Consider the following 19,189-nt stretch of genomic DNA (forward strand, 5'->3'; position numbering starts at 1 on the left):
CGTGTCGGGGTCGTTAGTTCGGAATTTCGAACTTACGAAATAACGATAGACCGGCCGGGTGGGCGTGTCGAGAGCTCACGGCGACTCCGACGTCGCGAGCGGTCGTATCGTCGGGCTCATGGGAGGTGACGGGAGCGTGCGGGAGGCGCCGCTGCGCGTGCTCGTGGATGAACTCGTCACGCACGTCCTCGTCGGGCTTCCCGCGGATCGGCGCACGGTGGTCGGTCTGTGTGGGCCGCCGGGTGCCGGGAAGAGCAGCGCCGCGGCGCTGCTCGTCTACGCCCTCCGGTGCGCGGGGGTCTCCACCGGGCAGGTGCCCATGGACGGCTATCACCTGTCCAACCGGCAGCTCGACACCTTCGGCGCGCGGGACCGGAAGGGAGCACCCGACACCTTCGACGTCGCCGGCTTCCGCGACATGCTCAGCCGGGTGCGGCAGTGCCGCGACGAGACGATCTACGCCCCGGATTTCTCGCGGCCGCTCGACGAACCGATCGCGGCGGTGCACGCCGTGCCGGCCGACGCGCGGGTGATCGTCACCGAGGGCAACTACCTGATGTTCGAGACCGGGGGATGGGAACACATCCGCCCGTTGCTCGACCTCGTCATCTACATCGACACACCCCGCCGCACGCTCACCCGACGTCTCGTGCGCCGGCACCGGCACCACGGGCGGGGCGACGACGGAGCACGCGAATGGGTGCGGACCGTCGATCTGCCCAATGCGGAAGCCGTCCAGCGCACGCGCTCCCGCGCCGATCTCGTGTGGAGACCGGTCCCGTAGTCTGTCCTGCGTGCGCGTACTCGTTATCGGCTCCGGTGCCCGTGAACATGCTCTTGCTCTCGCTCTGTCCCGCGACCCGGGCGTGACCGCCGTGCTGGCCGCGCCGGGCAACCCCGGTATCGCGAACGTCGCCGAGCTGTTCCCGGTCGACGCGGCCTCCGCCGACAGCGTCGTCGCCCTCGCCACCGAGCAGAAGGCCGACCTCGTCGTCATCGGTCCCGAGGTCCCGCTGGTCCTCGGCGTCGCCGACGCCGTCCGCGCCGCGGGCATCCCCTGCTTCGGACCGTCGGCCGCCGCTGCACGCATCGAGGGCTCGAAGGCGTTCGCGAAGGACGTCATGGCCGCCGCCGGTGTGCGCACCGCCCACAGCGAGGTCGTCGACAGCCCCGCGACCCTCGACGAGGCGCTCGACCGGTTCGGACCGACCTGGGTGGTCAAGGACGACGGTCTCGCCGCCGGTAAGGGCGTCGTCGTCACTCCCGACCGCGCCGCCGCCCGCGACCACGCCGCCGAGATCCTCGAGAACGGGCACCCCGTCCTGCTGGAGTCCTTCCTCGACGGCCCCGAGGTCTCCCTGTTCTGCCTCGTCGACGGTGAGACGGTCGTGCCGCTGCTCCCGGCACAGGACCACAAGCGTGTCGGCGAGGGCGACACCGGCCCCAACACCGGTGGCATGGGCGCTTACACGCCGCTGCCGTGGCTGCCCGAGGGCAGCGTCGAGCGGATCGTCTCCGAGGTCGTCGAGCCCGTCGCGGCCGAGATGGTGCGACGCGGATGCGGTTTCTCCGGACTGCTCTATGCGGGTCTGGCGATGGGCGCCGAGGGCCCGGCCGTGGTCGAATTCAACTGCCGTTTCGGCGACCCGGAGACCCAGGCCGTGCTCGCCCTGCTCGAGTCGCCGCTGGGCGAGGCCCTGAACGCGGTCGCCACCGGCACGCTCGCCGAGCTCCCGCCGCTGCGCTGGAAGGACGGCGCCGCGGTGACCGTGGTGCTCGCCGCCGAGTACTACCCGTCCACCCCGCGCACCGGCGACGTGATCACCGGCGCCGAGGGCGACACCGTGCTGCACGCCGGCACGAAGCGTCGCGACGACGGTGCACTGGTCTCCGCAGGTGGGCGCGTGCTCAACGTGATCGGTATGGGTGCCGACCTCGCGTCCGCGCGCGAGGCCGCTTATGATCGGCTCGCCGACGTCAAGCTGCCGGGCGGTCACTTCCGCCGCGACATCGGTCTGGCAGCCGTCGAGGGCCGGATCTCGGTCTAGCCTTTCACCCGCGTCCTTCACCTTGCACCTACCGGGTGTATGTTGCACACTCGGTGCATCTTTGATGCCGCCAGGGGTGACTGCATGGTTTCTCGAAGACGAACGCCGACGCCGGACCCGACACCGCTACGACACCACCACGTCGTCGTCCACGGGCTGCCGGACGACGTCCTCGTCGAGCGCGACGTGCCCATCCGCACGGGCGACGGCACCGTACTGAGAGCCGACGTCTACCGCCCTGCCGACTCCGGTGAGCACGACCGCTGCCCCGTGCTGGTCGCCGTCACCCCCTACGGCAAGGACGCCGGCGTCGACCGCTATCCCGTCGACTTCGACGACCTCGCCGAATCCGGCAACCACGTCGGCGATCTCGAGATCAGCGACTGCACCTCCTTCGAAGCACCCGACCCCGCCTACTGGGTTCCTCGCGGCTACGTCCTCGTCGTCGCGGACATGCGCGGCCATCACGCGAGCGGCGGCCGCCCCCGCCTGCTGCTCGGCCGGGCCGCGCTCGACTGCGCGTCCGTCGTGGAATGGGCCGGTGGCCAGGAGTGGAGCAACGGCCGTGTCGGTCTCGCCGGCGCCGACTATCTCGCCACGCTGCAGTGGTACACCGCCGCGCTCAACCCGCCCTACCTTGCGGCCATCGCACCCTGGGAGGGTGTAAGCGACCCCTGCCGCGACATCCTCACCCAGGGCGGCATCCCCGAGACCCGCTACAGCGAGTTCTGGTACAGCGCGATGAACACCGGCGCCCGCTGCGGCGCCGCCTCCCTCCGGCGGTTCACCCCGTGGTTGCTGCGCCGGTTCCCCGACTTCTTCCGTCATGTCGCCCCGCCGCCCCGGCTCGAGGACGTCACCGTGCCCGCCCTCGTCGGCGTCTCGTGGTCCGATCAGGGCCCGCGCGCCCGCGGTTCGGTCGAGGGCTACCGCCGCATCGGGTCGGAGCACAAGTGGCTCTACACCCACGGCCGGAAGATGTGGCAGACCTTCTACGGCAACGAGGCCCTCGACTACCAGCGACGATTCTTCGACCGCTTCCTCAAGGACGAGGACAACGGCTTCGAGGACACCCCGCGCATCCGCCTCGAGACCCGCCACGACCTGCGCACCTATTCCGAACGCCTCGAATCCGAGTGGCCGGTGCCCGACACCCGCTACGTCGCACTCCACCTCGACCACGCGAACGCCGACCTGAGCACCACCCCGTGCGAGAGCCGCCAGTTCCGCCGCACCTTCCCCGTCGCGGGCGACGAACTCGTCTTCACCCACACCTTCGACGAAAACACCGAGATCACCGGGCACGCGGCGCTGCGTCTGTGGGTGCAGGCGAAGGACGCCAACGACATGGACCTGTTCGTCGGACTCGCCAAGCGCGACGAGCACGGCCGCGACGTGTGGTTCGAAGGCCACGGTGGATACGAGAAGGGATTCGTCGCCCATGGGTGGATGCGGGTCTCGCGCCGAGCGCTGGACCCGGAGGCCTCCACCGCCTACCGGCCCGTCCACGACCAGAAGAAGTACTGGCCGTTGCTGCCCGAGCAGATCGTGCCGGTCGACATCGAGATCATGCCGCACAGCACCTTCTTCGAGGCCGGATCGAGTCTCGTGCTCGTCATCGCCGGCCACGACCTCGACGAGAACCCGCGCGTCGGGCACGACCGCACCATCAACAAGGGCTTCCACATCGTGCACGCCGGCGGACAGTTCGACTCGCATCTGCTGTTGCCGGTCGTGCCGCAACCGGAGCCGGAACCCGACGAGACGGCCGCCGACGCGGAGGTCGTGCCCGCGAAGGTCGTCGACCGTCAGGACTATCCGATCGCGTGGGGCGCCCTCACCCGACTTCAGCGCGTCCGGCTCTGACGAACGACGCGCGCGTACTACCGTCGTCGACGTGCGCCCCGAATCTCAACGCTCCGGTATCGAGACGTTCCATGTCATGGATGTGTGGAAGGCGGCTGCCGAGCGGCAGCGCAGCCACGGCGACGTCCTGAGTCTCGCCGCCGGACAACCGTCGACCCCCGCACCCGCTCCCGTGCTCCGCGCCGCCAACCTCGCGATCGACGCCGAACTGCTGGGTTACACGGAGACCTTCGGCATCCTGCCGCTGCGCGAGGAGATCGCGGCGTACCACCGCCACAAGTACGGCATCGACGTCGACGCGGACGACGTCGTCGTCACCACCGGCTCCTCCGGAGCCTTCACGCTGGTGTTCCTCGCGGCCTTCGACGTCGGCGACACCGTGGTCGTCGCCCGCCCCGGTTATCCGGCCTACCGCAACACCCTCGCCGCGCTCGGCTGCCGCGTCGTCGAACTCGACTGCGGCCCGCAGACCCGTTACCAGCCGACCGTCGCGATGCTCGAGGAACTCGACGCTCCGCCCGCGGGAATCGTCGTCGCCAGCCCCGCCAACCCGACCGGCACGATGATCGAACCGTCCGAGCTCGCGGCGCTCGCACGCTGGTGCGACGAGCACGGCAGTTTGCTCATCTCCGACGAGATCTACCACGGCATCGAGTTCGGCACCGCCCGGTCCGAGACCGGTGAGGGCACCGGATCACCGGCGACCTCCACGGCGTGGGCGACCTCCCGCGACTCGGTGGTGATCGGCTCGGTGTCGAAGTACTTCTCGATGACCGGCTGGCGGCTCGGCTGGATGCTCGCGCCCGAGACGATGCGTCCGGCCCTGCAGCGACTCGCGTCGAACATGACGGTGTGCCCGCCGTCGATCTCCCAGTTCGCGGCGATCGAGGCGTTCGGGACCGAGGCCCGCACCGAACTCGACGGGCACGTCTCCCGCTACGCCGTGAACCGGGAGCTGCTGCTCGAAGGGCTGCCGGATCTCGGCATCACGAAACTCGCACCGGCCGACGGCGCCTTCTACGTCTACGCCGACATCGGCCATCTGCTCGACGGCGAGAACTCGACAGCGTGGTGCGCGCGGCTGCTCCACGACACCGGTCTCGCGCTCGCACCGGGCGTCGACTTCGACACCGTGCGCGGCGACGAGACCGTGCGACTGTCGTTCGCGGGATCGACCGCCGACGTCACCGCGGCGCTCGACCGGCTCGCGGGCTGGCTGCCCGTCTCCTGATCACGGGACTGCCGCGGGGCGGTCACCGCCCGTCGGCGATGATCCGCGCGATGTTCCGTTCGGCGAGCGCCGCGATGGTCAGCGACGGGTTGGCGGTGCCGGTGCTGCCCGGGATCAGCGCGCCGTCGACGACGTAGAGGCCGGGATGACCGTGCACGCGGCCGTAGCCGTCGGTCGCGTCGCCGAGCACCGCACCACCGAGCGGATGCGCCGTGAAGGTCGCGTTGACGTCCTCGGCCATCGGCGATGCGCCCGGAATCGTGCCCCCGGCCTGCGCCATCGCGTTGTGCACGACCCGCAGGGCATCGACGCTCTCGCGTTCGCCACCGGCCGGCCAGTTCAGGACCGCGCGATCGGCACCCGGGTCGTACGCGAAGTCGGCGCGGGTGGGGTCGAGGGTCATGCCGAGGGAGGCGAGCATTCCGACGTCCTTCGCGGTGCCCGCGACGAACCAGTTCTCGAGGCTCAGCGGCAGACCGGACTCGTCGACGATGCGCGACGCCGACGGCGCGCCCTGGTCGCCGCCGAAACCCTCGGTGAGCGCGAACGAACGGACGAGCACCGCGTCGCCGTTGGTGCCCCAGCCCCGCCCCACACGCTCGTCGAGGTTCGGCAGCGAACCGGTGTGCCGCGCCTTGACGAGCAGTTCGGTGGTGCCGATCGATCCGGCACCGAGGACGAGACGGTCGCACGTGATCGTGGTGGTGCGCAGCACCGCACCTGTCGGATCGACGGCCTGTACGTCGAGCCAGTAGCGGCCGTCGCCGTCCTGACCGACCGCGAGCACCCGGTGACCGTGGCACACCAGGGTGCGCCCGGTGGCCTCGGCCGCAGGGATGTAGTTCTGCGTGAGATCGAACTTCGCACCGTTCGAGTTGCCGAGATTGCTCTCGCCCGCGACGGCCGAGCGGCGGACCGAGCCGGCGAGTTCGGCGCGCACGACGTCCCAGTCCCAGATGCCGTCGATGCGGTGCGGGCTGTAACCGGCGGCGCGTGCGTCGTCGTCCCACCGCCGCGAGTGCGCGAACTCGGCGGCGTTGTAGATGTCGTCGGGCATCGGATCGAGGCGCAGCATCGAGCGCACCTTCGGGTACCAGGTGGACGCCATCTCGTCGTAGGAGAGACGGCCGCCGAAGACGTGCTCGAAGAAGTGCCGTTCGGGAGCGATCATCACGCCGGTGAACACGATCGATCCGCCGCCCACCGCGGCGCCGCGCCACACCGACATGTTCGGGTAGTCGACCACGTCGAGGACGCCGGCGAAGTCGTCGCACACCACCGGGATGCCCGTCGGGCCGGTGAACCGGGTGCGGTGGTGGTAACCGCGACCGTCGGCGAGCAGGTCGGTCGTGAAGATCTCGCGGTGCGGGTCGCGGGGCCAGCGCATGCCGCGCTCGAGCATCGTGACCCGGTTCCCCGCCTCGGCCAGGCGCAGCGCGGCGACGCTCGCCCCGAAACCGGAGCCCACCACGACGACCTCGGAATGCTCCGGCGGTGCGGGCGGTGGAACGAACAGCTCGGGCACGAGACGGCGGTACTCGTCGACCCCGACGGGCAGCGCATCCGCACGCGGGAGGCCGACACCGGACAGACCCGGGGCCGCGGCGCCGGCACCCGCCAGGGCGGCCCCGAGAAGCGAGACCTGCAGAAAGCGTCGACGTCTCATCCGGTACGGCTCCGATCGTTCGATGACCTACTCGCGGGGCGGCGCCCGCCGAGGACTCGACACGCGCGGGCGGGCGCAATGGTACCGGTTGGTCTCCAATTCCGTTTTCCCCTGGTGAGACGCTCGGGACTGTCACCATGAGAAGGTGTCGATTGCTGCGACCCCGAAGGGCGAACGGCGCCGTCAGGCGCTGGTCGAGGCAGCGGCCGACCTCATCCTCGAAGGGGGCATCGACGCCGTCCGTCACCGGGCCGTCGCGACCCGCGCGGGCCTGCCGCTCGCATCGACCACCTACTACTTCGAATCGCTCGACGACCTCGTCGCGTGCGCGGTCGACTACAACAGCGAGCGGGAACTCGACACGATGCGGGAGCGTGTCCGCGACATCGAGCCGCTCCCGCGCAGTCTCGAGGGCACGGCCGATCTCATCGTCGACCTGCTGATCGGACCGCGGGACTGCGACGGCGGCATCGACCGCGAGCGCCTGATCTCCCGGTACGAGCGGTGCGTCGCGACGGCCCGCTATCCGGAACTGCGCGACGTGCAGGTACGCATGCGCGAACAGATCGACCATCTGCTCACCGACCTGCTCGAACGCTGCTGCCGATCGGTGCGGCCCCGCGAGGTGCGCCGGCTCGTGGCGGTCGTGGACGGCGCGGTCCTCGGCGGACTGGGCGAGCTCGATCCCGACCCGCGCTCGCTCGCGCGCGGCATCCTGCTCGACGTCGTGGAGAGCGTCGCGCCCCCGGTCGAGGATTGAGGTCGGGGAATACGGGAGCAGGCCCGGACCGTAAACTCACTTCTGTGAGCCACATCCCCAACGTCCTCGCCACCCGCTACGCCAGCCCCGAACTCCGGGACCTGTGGTCGCCCGAGTACAAGATCGTGCTCGAGCGGCAGCTGTGGCTCGCGGTGCTGCGGGCGCAGGCCGAACTCGGGATCGACGTTCCCGCCCAGGCGATCGCAGACTACGAACGCGTGGTCGAGCAGGTCGACCTCGAGTCCATCGCGCAGCGCGAACGCGTCACCCGGCACGACGTCAAGGCTCGCATCGAGGAGTTCAACGCCCTCGCCGGTCACGAGCACGTCCACAAGGGCATGACCAGCCGCGACCTCACCGAGAACGTCGAGCAGCTGCAGATCCTGCGGTCGCTCGAACACGTCCACTCCCACGGTGTCGCCGTGGCCGCACGCCTCGCCGAGCGCGCCACCGAGTACGCCTCGCTCGTCATGGCCGGCCGCTCGCACAACGTCGCGGCGCAGGCCACCACCCTCGGCAAGCGTTTCGCGTCGGCCGCCGACGAACTGCTCATCGCGCTGCAGCGCGTCCGGGAACTGATCGCCCGGTACCCGCTGCGCGGGATCAAGGGCCCCATGGGCACCGCACAGGACATGCTCGACCTGCTCGGCGGTGATTCCGCCAAGCTCGCGCAGCTCGAGCAGAAGGTCGCGCAGCATCTCGGCTTCGCGAACGTCTTCACGAGCGTCGGCCAGGTCTACCCGCGTTCGCTCGACCACGACGTGCTCTCCGCGCTCGTGCAGGTCGGCGCCGGTCCCGCGTCGTTCGCCCACACCATCCGGCTCATGGCCGGCCACGAACTCGTCACCGAGGGCTTCCAGCCCGGCCAGGTGGGCTCGTCCGCCATGCCGCACAAGATGAACACCCGTTCGTGCGAGCGCGTCGACGGCCTGCAGGTCGTCCTGCGCGGCTACGCGTCGATGGCCGCCGAACTCGCCGGTGCGCAGTGGAACGAGGGCGACGTCTTCTGCTCCGTCGTCCGCCGTGTGGCCCTGCCCGACGCCTTCTTCGCGATCGACGGCCAGATGGAGACCTTCCTGACGGTCCTCGCCGAGTTCGGCGCCTACCCGGCGGTGATCGAGAAGGAACTCGTGCGGTACCTGCCGTTCCTCGCGACCACCAAGGTCCTGATGGCCGCGGTCCGGGCCGGGGTGGGTCGCGAGACCGCCCACGAGGTCATCAAGGAGCACGCGGTCTCCGTCGCACTCGCGATGCGCGAGGAGGGCCGCGAACCCGATCTGCTCGACCGTCTCGCCGCCGACGACCGGCTTCCGCTCGACCGCGCCGCGCTCGACACGGCACTGGCCGACCGGGAGGTCTTCGCCGGAGCCGCGGTCGCGCAGGTCGAAGCGGTCGTCGCGGCGGTGCAGGATCTCGTAACGCAGTATCCGGAAGCGGCGAAGTACACGCCGGCGCCGATTCTCTAGGAAACCGATTCAGCAGGAATCACGGGAGCCGACTACCGGGGGGAGTGTCCGATGGGGGTGGCGGTATCAACAGGGGAGAACGAAGTGTCGGTGAAACCGGGAAATACGGGTCGGGTGCGTGACGCAGCGCGAACACGCACCGCGCTGCTCGATGCGGCGCGCGAGGTGTTCCTGCGCGACGGATACGCGGCGGCGGCCACCGAGGAGATCGTCTCGGTCGCGGGGGTGACGCGCGGTGCGCTCTACCACCACTTCGCCGACAAGCGCGATCTGTTCCGCGGCGTCATCGAACGCCTCCAGAAGGAAGCGGAGAGCTCCCTCGTGCCGGCCGAACCGGTCGACGACGCCTGGGAGGGTTTCACCCAGGCCGTGCTCGCCTCACTCGACGCCGTCTACGACCCCGCGACCCGCCGACTGCTGCTCATCGAAGCCCCCGCGGTCCTCGGCTGGGCCGAGGTCCGCGAGACCCACCGGCACTCCTCGCTGAAGGCCATCGAGCGCATGCTCGTCACCCTCGACCCCGAGACCTACGAGGCGTCGCCCACGCGGACGTCGGTGCTCGCGCACCTGCTCGTCGCGGCCGTCGAGGAAGCGATGCTGTGCCTCGCGCACAGCGACGATCCGGTACGCGACCGTCCCGAGGTTCAGGGCGAACTGCTGCGCCTGCTCGAATCCGCCCGCGGACCCGCACGTACGGAGGAGTCCACGCCACGGTGACGGACTGCATCTTCTGCGCCATCGTGGCCGGGCAGTCGCCGGCCAGCGTCGTGCTCGACGAACCCGACGTGCTCGCATTCATGGACATCCGCCCGTTCACCCCGGGGCATCTGCTCGTGATCCCGAAGCGGCACGCCTCCGGACTGGCACAGCTCGATCCCGACGACGGAGCGAAGGTGTTCGCCGCCGGGCAACGGATCGCCACAGCGATGCGCGCGTCCGACCTCCCCATCGAGGGCGTGAACATGTTCCTCGCCGACGGCGTGGCTGCCGGCCAGGAGGTCTTCCACGTCCACCTGCACCTCGTGCCGCGCAGGGCCGGGGACGGCTTCGGGATCCGCGCCGACTGGCGGACACCGAACCGGACCGTGCTCGACGGCACGGCCGCCACCATCCGCACCGCCGTGGAGACACACCGGTCGTGATGCAGTGACAGGTGCATACGTTCAGCCGATCGCGCCGGTCGGCGGGTCGCTCGCGTGGTCGGCACTGGTGGCGGTACTCCCGCTGCTGACCATGCTCGTCCTGCTCGCCGTCTTCCGTCTGCGGTCCCATTCGGCCGCGGGCATCGCGGTGGTGGTGGCCCTCATCGTGGGCACCGCCGTCTACGGCATGCCGGTCGGATCCGCGCTCAGCGCCGGTGTCGAAGGTACGGTCTTCGGTCTCTTCCCGATCATGTGGACGGTGGTCAACGCCGTCTGGGTGTACCGGCTCACCGTCGAATCCGGGCACTTCGACGTCCTCACCCGCGCCTTCGGGCGAATATCCCCGGATCCGCGGATCCTCACCATCGTCATCGCCTTCCTGTTCGGCGCGCTGCTCGAGGCGGTCGCCGGCTTCGGCACCCCCATCGTCGTGTCGACCGTCGTGCTCATCGGCGCCGGTCTGCCGCCGGTGCGTGCAGCCGCGGCGTCGCTGCTCGCCAACTCGGTCGTCACCCCGCTCGGCGTCATGGGCACACCGATCCTGACGATGTCGCGCGTGTCGGAGATCCCGATCGACGAGATCGGACCGGTCGTTGCGCGCCAGGTCTGCCTGCTCGCGGTGTTCGTCCCGCTCGTGCTGGTCGCGGTGGTCGGCGGATGGCGCGGTGTGCGTGAGACGTGGCCGGTCGCGCTGGTGGTCGGACTCGCCTTCGGTGCCGCCCAGTTCGTGTGCGCGAGCTACCTCACCGTCGGGCTGAGCAATATCGCCGGTGCCGTGGCCGGTCTGCTCGTGCTGCTCGTCGCGGTGAAGGTGCACCCCACGCATCGGGAGGTCCGCCGGGCCGCGGCCGAGCGGATCCACGACTCGCGGCGACGCGTCGTCGAGGCGTTCGCTCCCTACGCGCTGATCGTCATCGTCTTCCTCGTCAGCCGGTTCGGTCCGGTGGCGTCGCTGCTGTCGAACGCGAGCCTGTCCTTCCCGTGGCCGGGTGTGGACGTGACCACGGCCGACGGGGACGTTCCCACCGCGGAGACCTTCACCATCGATCTGCTCACGGCTCCGGGCAGCCTCGTCTTCGTCGCCGCGCTGCTGTCCATGCCGGTGCTGAAGGTCGCGGTGGCCGACGCGGTGCGGTGCTTCGTCGCGGCGGTCGTGCAGTTGCGGTGGTCGTTCGCGACGGTGACGGCGGTGCTCGCCCTCGCGTACGTGATGAACCTGTCCGGGCAGACCGCCACGATCGGTGGTTTCCTCGCCGGTGCGGGCGTGGCGTTCGCGCTGTTGTCGCCGGTGCTCGGCTGGCTCGGCGTCGTGGTCACCGGCTCGAACACCGCCTCCAATGCGATGTTCGGCAGCCTGCAGGTCGCCGCGGCCCAGCAGTCGGGACTCGACCCGACCGTGCTGGTCGCGGGGAACATGGCCGGCGGCACCACCGGCACCCCGATCGCACTGCAGAACCTCGCGCTTGTGTCGTCGGTGAAGGGACTGTCCGGCAAGGACGGATTGCTCATGCGCCGGATCTGGCCATTGAGCATCGCCGGTCTCGCGGTGCTTGCCGTCCTCGTGTGGCTGCAGTCCACCTCCGTACTGGGCTGGATGGTGCCTTGACGCTGCAATTGTGCAGTGACGAACGTCGGCGTGCCGTGAATGCCTGTTTCGTCGGCGTGCACTAGCGTTGTCGGAGTGGTTCGTGCACAACCGATACTGACCCCGCTCACCGAAGCGGCGATCTTCCTCGTCGTCACCGTCGACGAGGGCGCAGAGGACACCGTGCGGGATCTGCTCGAGGATCTCTCGGGCCTGCGCCGCTCGGTCGGTTTCCGCATCCAGGAGGGCGGCCTGTCGGTCGTCACCGGCATCGGCTCGGACATGTGGGACCGGCTGTTCGACGGCCCCCGGCCCGCCGGACTCCATCCGTTCGTCCCGCTCGACGGCGGTCGGCACCGGGCCCCCTCGACCCCCGGCGACCTGCTGTTCCACCTCCGCGCGTCGACGATGGACCTGTGCTTCGAACTCGCCGCGAAGATCAACGATCGGCTGCGCGGTGCGGCTCGGGTCGTCGACGAGACGCACGGCTTCCGCTATTTCGAGCGCCGCGACCTGCTCGGCTTCGTCGACGGAACGGAGAACCCCGAGGACGACGAGGCCGTCGACGCGGCCCTGGTCTCCGACGAGGATCCGGACTTCGCCGGTGGTAGCTACGTCATCGTCCAGAAGTACCTGCACGACCTCGCGTCGTGGAACTCGCTGACGGTGGAGGAGCAGGAGCGGGCGATCGGCCGGACCAAGCTCGACGACATCGAACTCGACGACGAGACCAAACCCGCGAATTCGCACGTCGCGCTGAACGTGATCGTCGACGAGAACGGGGTCGAACAGCAGATCGTGCGCGCGAACATGCCGTTCGGCAGCTTCGGCGCCGACGAGTTCGGCACCTACTTCATCGGTTACTCGGCCACCCCGGAGGTGACCGAGCAGATGCTGCGCAACATGTTCCTGGGCAGCCCACCCGGCAACACCGACCGCATCCTGGACTTCTCCACCGCGGTGACGGGCTCGCTGTTCTTCTGCCCCTCGCTGGAGTTCCTCGAAGATCTTCCGCCGTCACCGGCGGATATTCCCTCCCACGAAGATTCGAGTGCCTCGACCGCCGGCCGGCCGGCCGACGGATCACTCGGAATTGGCGCTCTGCGAAGGAGTTCGACGCTGTGAACAATCTGTATCGCGACCTCGCCCCGATTTCCGAGGCAGCATGGACCGAGATCGAGGAGGAGGCCGCGCGCACCTTCAAGCGGCACGTCGCCGGACGCACCGTGGTCGACTTCTCCGGACCGCACGGCACCGACTTCGCAGCGGTGGGTCTCGGCCGCACCCGCGAGATCGAGCCCCCGGCCGCCGGAGTGCGGGCACGCCAGCACCGCGTCGCGCCGGTCGTCGAACTGAGGGTGCCGTTCACGCTGTCGCGCGAGGAGATCGACAGCGTCGAGCGCGGTTCTCGCGACATCGACCTCGACCCCGTCAAGGAAGCGGCCCGCCAGATCGCCTTCGCCGAGGACCGCGCGATCTTCGAGGGCTACGCGGCCGCCGGTATCGAGGGCATCCGGGCGTCGTCGTCGAACCCGTCCCTGCAGCTGCCCGACGATCCCCGCGACTTCCCGGAGATCATCAGCCAGGCGTTGTCGCAGCTGCGACTGGCGGGTGTAGGCGGCCCGTACTCGATCCTGCTCGGCGCCGACGAATACACCAAGGTCAGCGAGACGTCCGATCACGGCTATCCGATCCGCGAACAGCTGCGCCGCCTCATCGACGGCGACCTCATCTGGGCCCCGGCGATCGACGGTGCGTTCGTCCTGACCACGCGCGGCGGCGACTACGACCTGCAGGTCGGCCAGGATCTGTCGATCGGCTACCTCTCGCACGACGCCGAGACGGTGAACCTGTACTTCCAGGAGTCGTTCACCTTCCTCGTCTACACCGGCGAGGCCTCGGTTCCGCTGGTGCCGACGACGCTCGAACTCCCGCACTGAGCCGGTCCCGGGGCGTCCGCGCGTGCGGCGCCCCGGGTCACCGACCGTCCGGCCGGATCGCGACGGCGCCGGCGCGGGTTTCCCCACGATCGTCCTGCTGTGCTGGGTGGCCTTCGGTCTCGTCCTGGCGTTCGTGGCCTCGCGTCGAAAGCCGGCGTCGGACTCGACGCGAACCGAATGACCTGCGACTTCCCCAGCGATTTCGCTAGAAATATGTACATGACCACTCTTCCTGTCGCCATCGCCCGGGCGCAATTGTCACGACTGGTCGACGAGGCCGAGCCCACACACGAGCGATTCGAGATCACCCGTAACGGGCACCGCGCCGCGGTGCTTCTCGGTGCCGACGATTACGACGCGATGCAGGAGACGATCGCGGTGTTGTCGGTTGCCGATCTGCTGAGGACGCACATCGCGGGCCGAACCGAGGTCGAGTCGGGAGACGTCGTCGATACGGAGGAGCTGAAGCGACTGATGCGTGACGACCGGTCGTCCGAGGAATGAGCGCCGCACGGTCGAGGTCACCGCGATTTCGCACCGTGCCGATGCGTATCGATAGAAGACGGTCGGACAGTGCTGCCGCGAGCCGTCGGGGTTGCGGCAGCTACCGATCTGTCAGAGTGCTCCGGCCTTCAGTGCCGCCGCGTTGACGCGGACGAGCGCGGCGTGCAGGTCCTGGAGTTCGTCGAGTCCGACACCGAGGGCGTCGACGACCTGTCCCGGCACCGACTCGGCCTCGGCACGCAGCGCCCGTCCGGCGTCGGTGAGCTCGAGGACGAGTTGCCGTTCGTCGGCCGCGCTGCGCGCGCGGGTGAGCAGGCCCAGCGCCTCGAGTCGCTTGAGCAGGGGAGACAGCGTGGGGGAGTCGAGCTGGAGCAACTGCCCCACCTCCTTGCTCGTCAGCGGCGAACGTTCCCACAGAGCAAGCATGACCAGATACTGCGGGTGGGTCAGGCCCAGCCCGTCGAGGATCGGTCGATAGACCGCGAGCACGGCGCGGTTCGCCACGGCGAGCGCGAAACACACCTGCCGCTCCAGCGCGAGAGGATCATCGCCGGAAGCGGAGAGATGGGTGGCCGGGGACTCGACGCTCATGAACCGACGATACCGAACCGGTATATCCCCGCCCGGGTTCTCCCTGGTGCGACGATGCTCACGGCTCGTAGTCGGGATAGGTCGTGTGCAGTCTCAGGTAGCCGGTAACGTTCTCGCCCAACCACCCTTCGCTCTCCTCTGGCGTCACGCCGTCGCAGACCGCGTCACCCTCGATGCAGATCCGTTCGACGGCGATCGTGCCGAAGTCGTCGCGACCACCGCCGAGCGTGATGCCCGGGACGACCTCGCCCGGAAACAGTGTTTCGACTCCCCGGGTGTCACGCGGGTCGGAGTACAACACACCGCTGATCCGCTCCGGCGGCACCGAACCGTCGGCTGCGATCTCGGCGAGGACGTCGCCGGCGATCGACGCGCCCTGCGAGTAACCGAGGACGACGAGTTCGCTGTCGGGGCACGAGCCGTGCCGGACGGTGATGGTCTCGCGCAGGCGCTGGTGCCCGATCCTCTTGGACTCGTCGTAGGCGAGACGACCAGATCCCTCGCTCGACCCGGACTCGGGCACCGGGACCACGACGGCGGGATAACGGATGTGCTCGACCACCGTGCCGGGTGCCGCGTAGCGCGCCGAGATCTTCGCGAGGGGCGAATCGGGATCGATCGAATCCGGGGTGTCGAGGTTGCGGGTTCCGTCGACCGCGATGACGAACCGCTCCGGGCACGGACGGAAGGTCTCCGCGCCGGCGGTGGACGCGGTGCCGGTAGCGGCAGCGGCGGCGACAGGTCCGGTCAGGCCGAGGGTGAGTCCTGCGATGATCGCCAGGACACGACGACAAACGAAGTCGGACATGGCAGTCTCCTGTGATCGACCCCGGCACCGATGACTACCGCACGAGAATATCGTCCGATTTGACGTATTTCTCGCCGGAGAACCGCTACTCCGAGTGTAGTTGGTTACAAAGTCACAGACCGAACGTTCGGAATTCCGGCACGGTTCGGTCAGGCGAGTCCGGTGCTCCGCAGGGTGATGTTGAGGCGCCCAGCGGTGAGTCCGCAGCGGGCGCTACCGGTGTCCGGATACACGACCGGCACCCCGTGGTAGGCGAACCGCGACGGCCCGCCGAAGACGAACAGGTCGCCGGATTCGAGACGCACGTCGGTGTACGGCCGGCCGCGCGACTCGGTGTTGCCGAACCGGAACAGACAGGCATCCCCGAGGCTGAGCGACACGATCGGCGCGCTCACCCGCTCGTCCTTGTCCTGATGCATGCCCATCCGCGCGTCGCGGTCGTAGAAATTGATCAGGGCGGTATCGGGCTCGTACCCGTTCCCTACCGCCGGATCGTCGTAGGCATCGGCGATGGCACGCCGCCCGAGTTCGACGAGCCGGTCGGAAAGCGGGGGAACAGCAGCGTCGTCGACGTCGACCGCGGTGCGGGTGTACCGGTACGGCGACCAGTGCCATCCGAGGCACACCGTGCTCACCGACATCCGTCCGCCACCCGGCAGCAGGGTGTGCCGCATCGGCGCCGGTGGGCGCGCCCATTCGCGACACAGCTCGACGAGCTCGCGCTGTTCGTCCGGGCCGAGCCAGTCGGGCAAGTGCACGGCGCCCGGCGCGATCTCGCGTCGCGGACGGGAGACGGAGAACAATTCGTCCATCCCGGGTGCTCGACCTTCCGTGCGTGTGAGCGGTACCTACAGCCGGTGATACGTGTAGACAGGTTCCGTACCAACTGTGCCGCACGGGACGGCACTGCGATTCGACGGGGAGGTAACAGCGATGAAGGTCGAAGGCAGAGTGGCCGTCGTGACCGGCGGGGGCGGCGGAATCGGCGGCGCCATCGCTGCCGGCCTCGTCGAACGGGGTGCGCGAGTGGTGGTCGCAGACCTCGACGAACACGCGGCACAGCGCGTCGTCGCGACGCTCGAGGAGAAGACGCCGGGCAGCGCGGTCGCGGTGGCGGCGGACGTCTCCGACGACGAGCACATCCGCGGGCTCGTCGAGCGCGCCGAAGCGGAGTTCGGTCCCGTGGACATGTACTTCGCCAATGCCGGTGTCACCGGTGTGCCGGGCCTGGAGATCGAGGACTCGGTCTGGGAGCAGTCCTTCGACGTCAACCTGCGCGCACACATCCGGGCGGCGCGACTGCTGGTGCCCCGCTGGGTCGAACGCGGCGAGGGCTATTTCGTCAGCACGGCGTCGGCGGCGGGCCTGCTCACCCAGATCGGCTCGGCCACCTACTCGGTCACCAAGCACGCGGCCGTCGGTTTCGCCGAGTGGTTGTCGGTGACCTACGGCGACAAGGGCGTGCGGGTGAGCTGCCTGTGCCCGATGGGCGTCAACACACCCCTGCTGTACTCGGGGGACGCATCCGGGCATGCACTCGGCGAACTCGCCACCCGGGCCGTCACGACCGCCGGTGCGGTGCTCGAACCCGCGGACGTCGCGGAGACGGTGTTCGCCGCGATGGAGGAGGAGCACTTCCTGATCCTTCCGCACCCGGAGGTCCTCGAGATGTACCGGAACAAGGGCGCCGACTACGACCGGTGGCTGCGCGGCATGCGTCGCTACCGTCAGGCCCTCGAGGAGTCGACTCCCACCGATTCGTGAAATCGGTGCCCCTCCCGCCGGTGGTGTCCTAACGTCACCGGTCATGACATCCGTCGACACCGTTCGCGGCCCCCTCGACACGGGCCGTCTGGGCAGAGTCCTCATGCACGAGCACGTCTTCGTGCTCGGCGAGGAGATCCGCAGCAACTTTCCCGACTACCCGAGCCCGTGGGACGAGGACGAGCGTGTCGACGACGCGGTGGCGAAGTTGAAGGCGTTGTCGGAGCGTGGCATCGACACGATCGTCGATCCCACGGTGGTCGGTCTCGGCCGGTACATCCCGCGCATCCAGCGCGTCGCCGAACAGGTGGACATCTCCATCGTCGTCGCGACGGGCCTGTACACCTACAACGATCTGCCGTTCCAGTTCCACAACGTCGGGCCGGGGCTGCTGGTGGACGGACCGGAACCGCTCACCGAACTGTTCGTGAAGGACATCCGCGAGGGCATCGCCGGCACGGGGGTACGTGCAGGAATGCTCAAGTGCGCCATCGAGCTTCCGGGCCTCACGCCGGGCGTCGAACGCGTGATTCGGGCGGTGGGGCAGGCGCACGTCGAGACCGGCGTGCCGATCACGGTGCACACCAACCCGCACACCGGATCGGGGGAGGTGGCGCAACGCGTGCTCGCGGAGGAAGGTGTCGACCTCACCAAGGTGGTCGTCGGGCACAGCGGTGATTCGACCGATCTGGGTTACCTGCGCCGGATCGCCGACGCCGGTTCGATTCTGGGGATGGACCGCTTCGGCCTCGACCTGCTGTTGCCGTTCGAGCAGCGCGTCGACACGGTGGTCGCGCTCGTGGAGGCCGGTTATACCGAGCGCATGGTGCTCTCGCACGACGCGGCATGCTTCATCGACTGGTTCCCGCACGACGTGAAGCAGGCCGCCGTGCCCAACTGGAACTACAACCACATCAGCGACGAGGTGCTGCCGGCCCTGCGTGAACGGGGCGTGACCGAGGAGCAGATCACCACGATGCTCGTGGACAATCCGCGGCGGATCTTCGAACGGTAAGAGTGCTCAGGCCGCGTCGTGCAGGACCAGGCCGAGCGTGCGACGCAGACCGGAACGGACGGTGCTCACGCCGTGCCGGACCGGTGCCCGCGACCATCCGCGTGCCGAGCGGATCGGTCGGTCGCGGGTGGTGAAGATCAGCGCGTGGCCTCGCTCGAGCACGGTGACGGTGCCCCGCGACTGCGCGCGGGGCCGTTGTTCGACCAGCAGGAACTCACCGCCGGTGTAGTCGACGCCCGCCCGGTCGAGCCCGATCACGACCTGCAGGGGGAACACGAGGTCGCCGTAGAGATCGCGGTGCAGGGCGTTCCAGTCGCCGGTGGTGTAGCGCAGCATCAGCGGGGTGGGGTCGGTCTGGCCGGCCGCGTGGCACATGCCCAGCCAGTCGTCGAAGTCGTCGGGCCAGGGTGCCGGATCGCCGAGGCGTTCGGCCCACGAGCGCGCGACGCCGAGCAGCTGCCGGTAGAACGCCGAGCGCAGGTGTGCGACGGCGTCGGGGACGGGTGGGCCGAAGTACTTGTAGATGCCGTGCCCGTATCGGTAGCGGCTCATGTCGACCGTGGTGCGGAAGCGGGCGTCGTCGTCCCACAGGGCCGCGAGCTCGGCGCATTCGTCGTCGCTCAGCAGCGGCCCGGTGAGGACGCAGCCGTTCTCGTCGAGCTCGTTCGTCAGCTCGGGCAGGTTCAGTGCGTCGACGCGCGACTGCAGATTCTCGATGGTCTCCACGGGCTCTCCTCGATCGGCCGGACAACACGGGCACAGGCCCTCGTAGGGAAGACGTCGCCGCCGTCGGAAATGTGAGT

The 19,189-nt window shown here is 69.2% G+C and carries 19 protein-coding genes; 14 read left to right on the forward strand and 5 right to left on the reverse strand.

Annotation, left to right across the window (positions count from 1 at the left end; all coding sequences use genetic code 11):
• Positions 1 to 118: 118 nt before the first annotated feature.
• From LPH33_RS03240 to LPH33_RS03255, 4 genes are all read left to right on the forward strand, one after another.
• Positions 119 to 784, forward strand: coding sequence for a nucleoside/nucleotide kinase family protein (locus LPH33_RS03240; RefSeq protein ID WP_229567009.1), 666 nt, complete (start codon positions 119 to 121; stop codon positions 782 to 784).
• A 10-nt stretch (positions 785 to 794) separates the two neighbouring features.
• Positions 795 to 2,048: a phosphoribosylamine--glycine ligase gene (purD, locus tag LPH33_RS03245; RefSeq protein ID WP_229567011.1), complete on the forward strand. Its 1,254-nt coding sequence runs from the start codon at positions 795 to 797 to the stop codon at positions 2,046 to 2,048.
• 84 nt (positions 2,049 to 2,132) lie between these two features.
• The gene (locus tag LPH33_RS03250; protein WP_229567013.1) at positions 2,133 to 3,914 is read left to right on the forward strand and encodes a CocE/NonD family hydrolase; all 1,782 of its coding nucleotides are present in this window, start codon (positions 2,133 to 2,135) and stop codon (positions 3,912 to 3,914) included.
• A gap of 31 nt (positions 3,915 to 3,945) precedes the next feature.
• A complete protein-coding gene (locus LPH33_RS03255) occupies positions 3,946 to 5,145 on the forward strand; it encodes a pyridoxal phosphate-dependent aminotransferase (protein WP_026061522.1) in 1,200 nt (399 codons plus the stop codon).
• A 22-nt stretch (positions 5,146 to 5,167) separates the two neighbouring features.
• Here the strand turns inward: LPH33_RS03255 and LPH33_RS03260 are convergent, their stop codons facing one another.
• Positions 5,168 to 6,811 (reverse strand): GMC oxidoreductase, encoded by a 1,644-nt coding sequence (locus LPH33_RS03260; protein ID WP_229567015.1) that lies wholly within the window; start codon positions 6,809 to 6,811, stop codon positions 5,168 to 5,170.
• Positions 6,812 to 6,956: 145 nt separating this feature from the next.
• On the opposite strand from LPH33_RS03260, the gene LPH33_RS03265 reads away from it, so the two are divergent.
• From LPH33_RS03265 to LPH33_RS03300, 8 genes are all read left to right on the forward strand, one after another.
• Positions 6,957 to 7,571, forward strand: a complete 615-nt coding sequence (locus tag LPH33_RS03265) for a TetR/AcrR family transcriptional regulator (RefSeq protein WP_160873723.1) — start codon at positions 6,957 to 6,959, stop codon at positions 7,569 to 7,571.
• Between the two features lie 44 nt (positions 7,572 to 7,615).
• Positions 7,616 to 9,037, forward strand: a complete 1,422-nt coding sequence (gene purB / locus LPH33_RS03270) for an adenylosuccinate lyase (RefSeq protein WP_160873724.1) — start codon at positions 7,616 to 7,618, stop codon at positions 9,035 to 9,037.
• A gap of 114 nt (positions 9,038 to 9,151) precedes the next feature.
• The gene (locus tag LPH33_RS03275) at positions 9,152 to 9,754 is read left to right on the forward strand and encodes a TetR/AcrR family transcriptional regulator (protein WP_145692999.1); all 603 of its coding nucleotides are present in this window, start codon (positions 9,152 to 9,154) and stop codon (positions 9,752 to 9,754) included.
• A complete protein-coding gene (locus LPH33_RS03280) occupies positions 9,751 to 10,179 on the forward strand; it encodes an HIT family protein (RefSeq protein ID WP_016693979.1) in 429 nt (142 codons plus the stop codon). The genes LPH33_RS03275 and LPH33_RS03280 overlap by 4 nt, the downstream gene beginning before the upstream one ends.
• A 4-nt stretch (positions 10,180 to 10,183) precedes the next feature.
• Entirely contained in the window at positions 10,184 to 11,785 is a 1,602-nt protein-coding gene (locus LPH33_RS03285; RefSeq protein WP_160873725.1) for an L-lactate permease, read from the forward strand.
• A 75-nt stretch (positions 11,786 to 11,860) separates the two neighbouring features.
• Positions 11,861 to 12,889, forward strand: a complete 1,029-nt coding sequence (locus tag LPH33_RS03290) for a Dyp-type peroxidase (protein WP_160873726.1) — start codon at positions 11,861 to 11,863, stop codon at positions 12,887 to 12,889.
• Positions 12,886 to 13,704: a family 1 encapsulin nanocompartment shell protein gene (locus tag LPH33_RS03295; RefSeq protein WP_229567017.1), complete on the forward strand. Its 819-nt coding sequence runs from the start codon at positions 12,886 to 12,888 to the stop codon at positions 13,702 to 13,704. The genes LPH33_RS03290 and LPH33_RS03295 overlap by 4 nt, the downstream gene beginning before the upstream one ends.
• 219 nt (positions 13,705 to 13,923) lie before the next feature.
• Positions 13,924 to 14,208 (forward strand): type II toxin-antitoxin system Phd/YefM family antitoxin, encoded by a 285-nt coding sequence (locus tag LPH33_RS03300; RefSeq protein WP_229567018.1) that lies wholly within the window; start codon positions 13,924 to 13,926, stop codon positions 14,206 to 14,208.
• A gap of 111 nt (positions 14,209 to 14,319) precedes the next feature.
• On the opposite strand, the gene LPH33_RS03305 is transcribed toward LPH33_RS03300, so the two are convergent.
• From LPH33_RS03305 to LPH33_RS03315, 3 genes are all read right to left on the reverse strand, one after another.
• Complete coding sequence (locus tag LPH33_RS03305) at positions 14,320 to 14,799, reverse strand: MarR family winged helix-turn-helix transcriptional regulator (RefSeq protein ID WP_160873728.1); 480 nt, start codon at positions 14,797 to 14,799, stop codon at positions 14,320 to 14,322.
• Between the two features lie 58 nt (positions 14,800 to 14,857).
• Positions 14,858 to 15,607 (reverse strand): cutinase family protein, encoded by a 750-nt coding sequence (locus tag LPH33_RS03310; protein ID WP_145693003.1) that lies wholly within the window; start codon positions 15,605 to 15,607, stop codon positions 14,858 to 14,860.
• A 149-nt stretch (positions 15,608 to 15,756) separates the two neighbouring features.
• Complete coding sequence (locus LPH33_RS03315; RefSeq protein WP_160873729.1) at positions 15,757 to 16,419, reverse strand: alpha-ketoglutarate-dependent dioxygenase AlkB family protein; 663 nt, start codon at positions 16,417 to 16,419, stop codon at positions 15,757 to 15,759.
• 121 nt (positions 16,420 to 16,540) lie between these two features.
• On the opposite strand from LPH33_RS03315, the gene LPH33_RS03320 reads away from it, so the two are divergent.
• A complete protein-coding gene (locus tag LPH33_RS03320) occupies positions 16,541 to 17,371 on the forward strand; it encodes an SDR family oxidoreductase (RefSeq protein ID WP_059382437.1) in 831 nt (276 codons plus the stop codon).
• Positions 17,372 to 17,414: 43 nt separating this feature from the next.
• Positions 17,415 to 18,386: a phosphotriesterase family protein gene (locus LPH33_RS03325; RefSeq protein WP_229567020.1), complete on the forward strand. Its 972-nt coding sequence runs from the start codon at positions 17,415 to 17,417 to the stop codon at positions 18,384 to 18,386.
• A 6-nt stretch (positions 18,387 to 18,392) separates the two neighbouring features.
• Here the strand turns inward: LPH33_RS03325 and LPH33_RS03330 are convergent, their stop codons facing one another.
• The gene (locus tag LPH33_RS03330; RefSeq protein ID WP_145693005.1) at positions 18,393 to 19,112 is read right to left on the reverse strand and encodes a 2OG-Fe(II) oxygenase; all 720 of its coding nucleotides are present in this window, start codon (positions 19,110 to 19,112) and stop codon (positions 18,393 to 18,395) included.
• Positions 19,113 to 19,189: the final 77 nt, after the last annotated feature.

Origin of the sequence: Rhodococcus sp. RDE2 (assembly GCF_020885655.1) — a bacterium.
Lineage (GTDB): Bacteria > Actinomycetota > Actinomycetes > Mycobacteriales > Mycobacteriaceae > Rhodococcus > Rhodococcus pyridinivorans.

What these genes read in the sequence shown, in the direction of transcription:
- LPH33_RS03315 (WP_160873729.1), bottom strand. Translation starts at nt 16,419, where the DNA reads ATGGACGAATTGTTCTCCGTCTCCCGTCCGCGACGCGAGATCGCGCCG.
- LPH33_RS03300 (WP_229567018.1), top strand. Translation starts at nt 13,924, where the DNA reads ATGACCACTCTTCCTGTCGCCATCGCCCGGGCGCAATTGTCACGACTG.
- LPH33_RS03240 (WP_229567009.1), top strand. Translation starts at nt 119, where the DNA reads ATGGGAGGTGACGGGAGCGTGCGGGAGGCGCCGCTGCGCGTGCTCGTG.
- LPH33_RS03325 (WP_229567020.1), top strand. Translation starts at nt 17,415, where the DNA reads ATGACATCCGTCGACACCGTTCGCGGCCCCCTCGACACGGGCCGTCTG.
- LPH33_RS03310 (WP_145693003.1), bottom strand. Translation starts at nt 15,607, where the DNA reads ATGTCCGACTTCGTTTGTCGTCGTGTCCTGGCGATCATCGCAGGACTC.
- LPH33_RS03260 (WP_229567015.1), bottom strand. Translation starts at nt 6,811, where the DNA reads ATGAGACGTCGACGCTTTCTGCAGGTCTCGCTTCTCGGGGCCGCCCTG.
- LPH33_RS03250 (WP_229567013.1), top strand. Translation starts at nt 2,133, where the DNA reads ATGGTTTCTCGAAGACGAACGCCGACGCCGGACCCGACACCGCTACGA.
- LPH33_RS03320 (WP_059382437.1), top strand. Translation starts at nt 16,541, where the DNA reads ATGAAGGTCGAAGGCAGAGTGGCCGTCGTGACCGGCGGGGGCGGCGGA.
- LPH33_RS03305 (WP_160873728.1), bottom strand. Translation starts at nt 14,799, where the DNA reads ATGAGCGTCGAGTCCCCGGCCACCCATCTCTCCGCTTCCGGCGATGAT.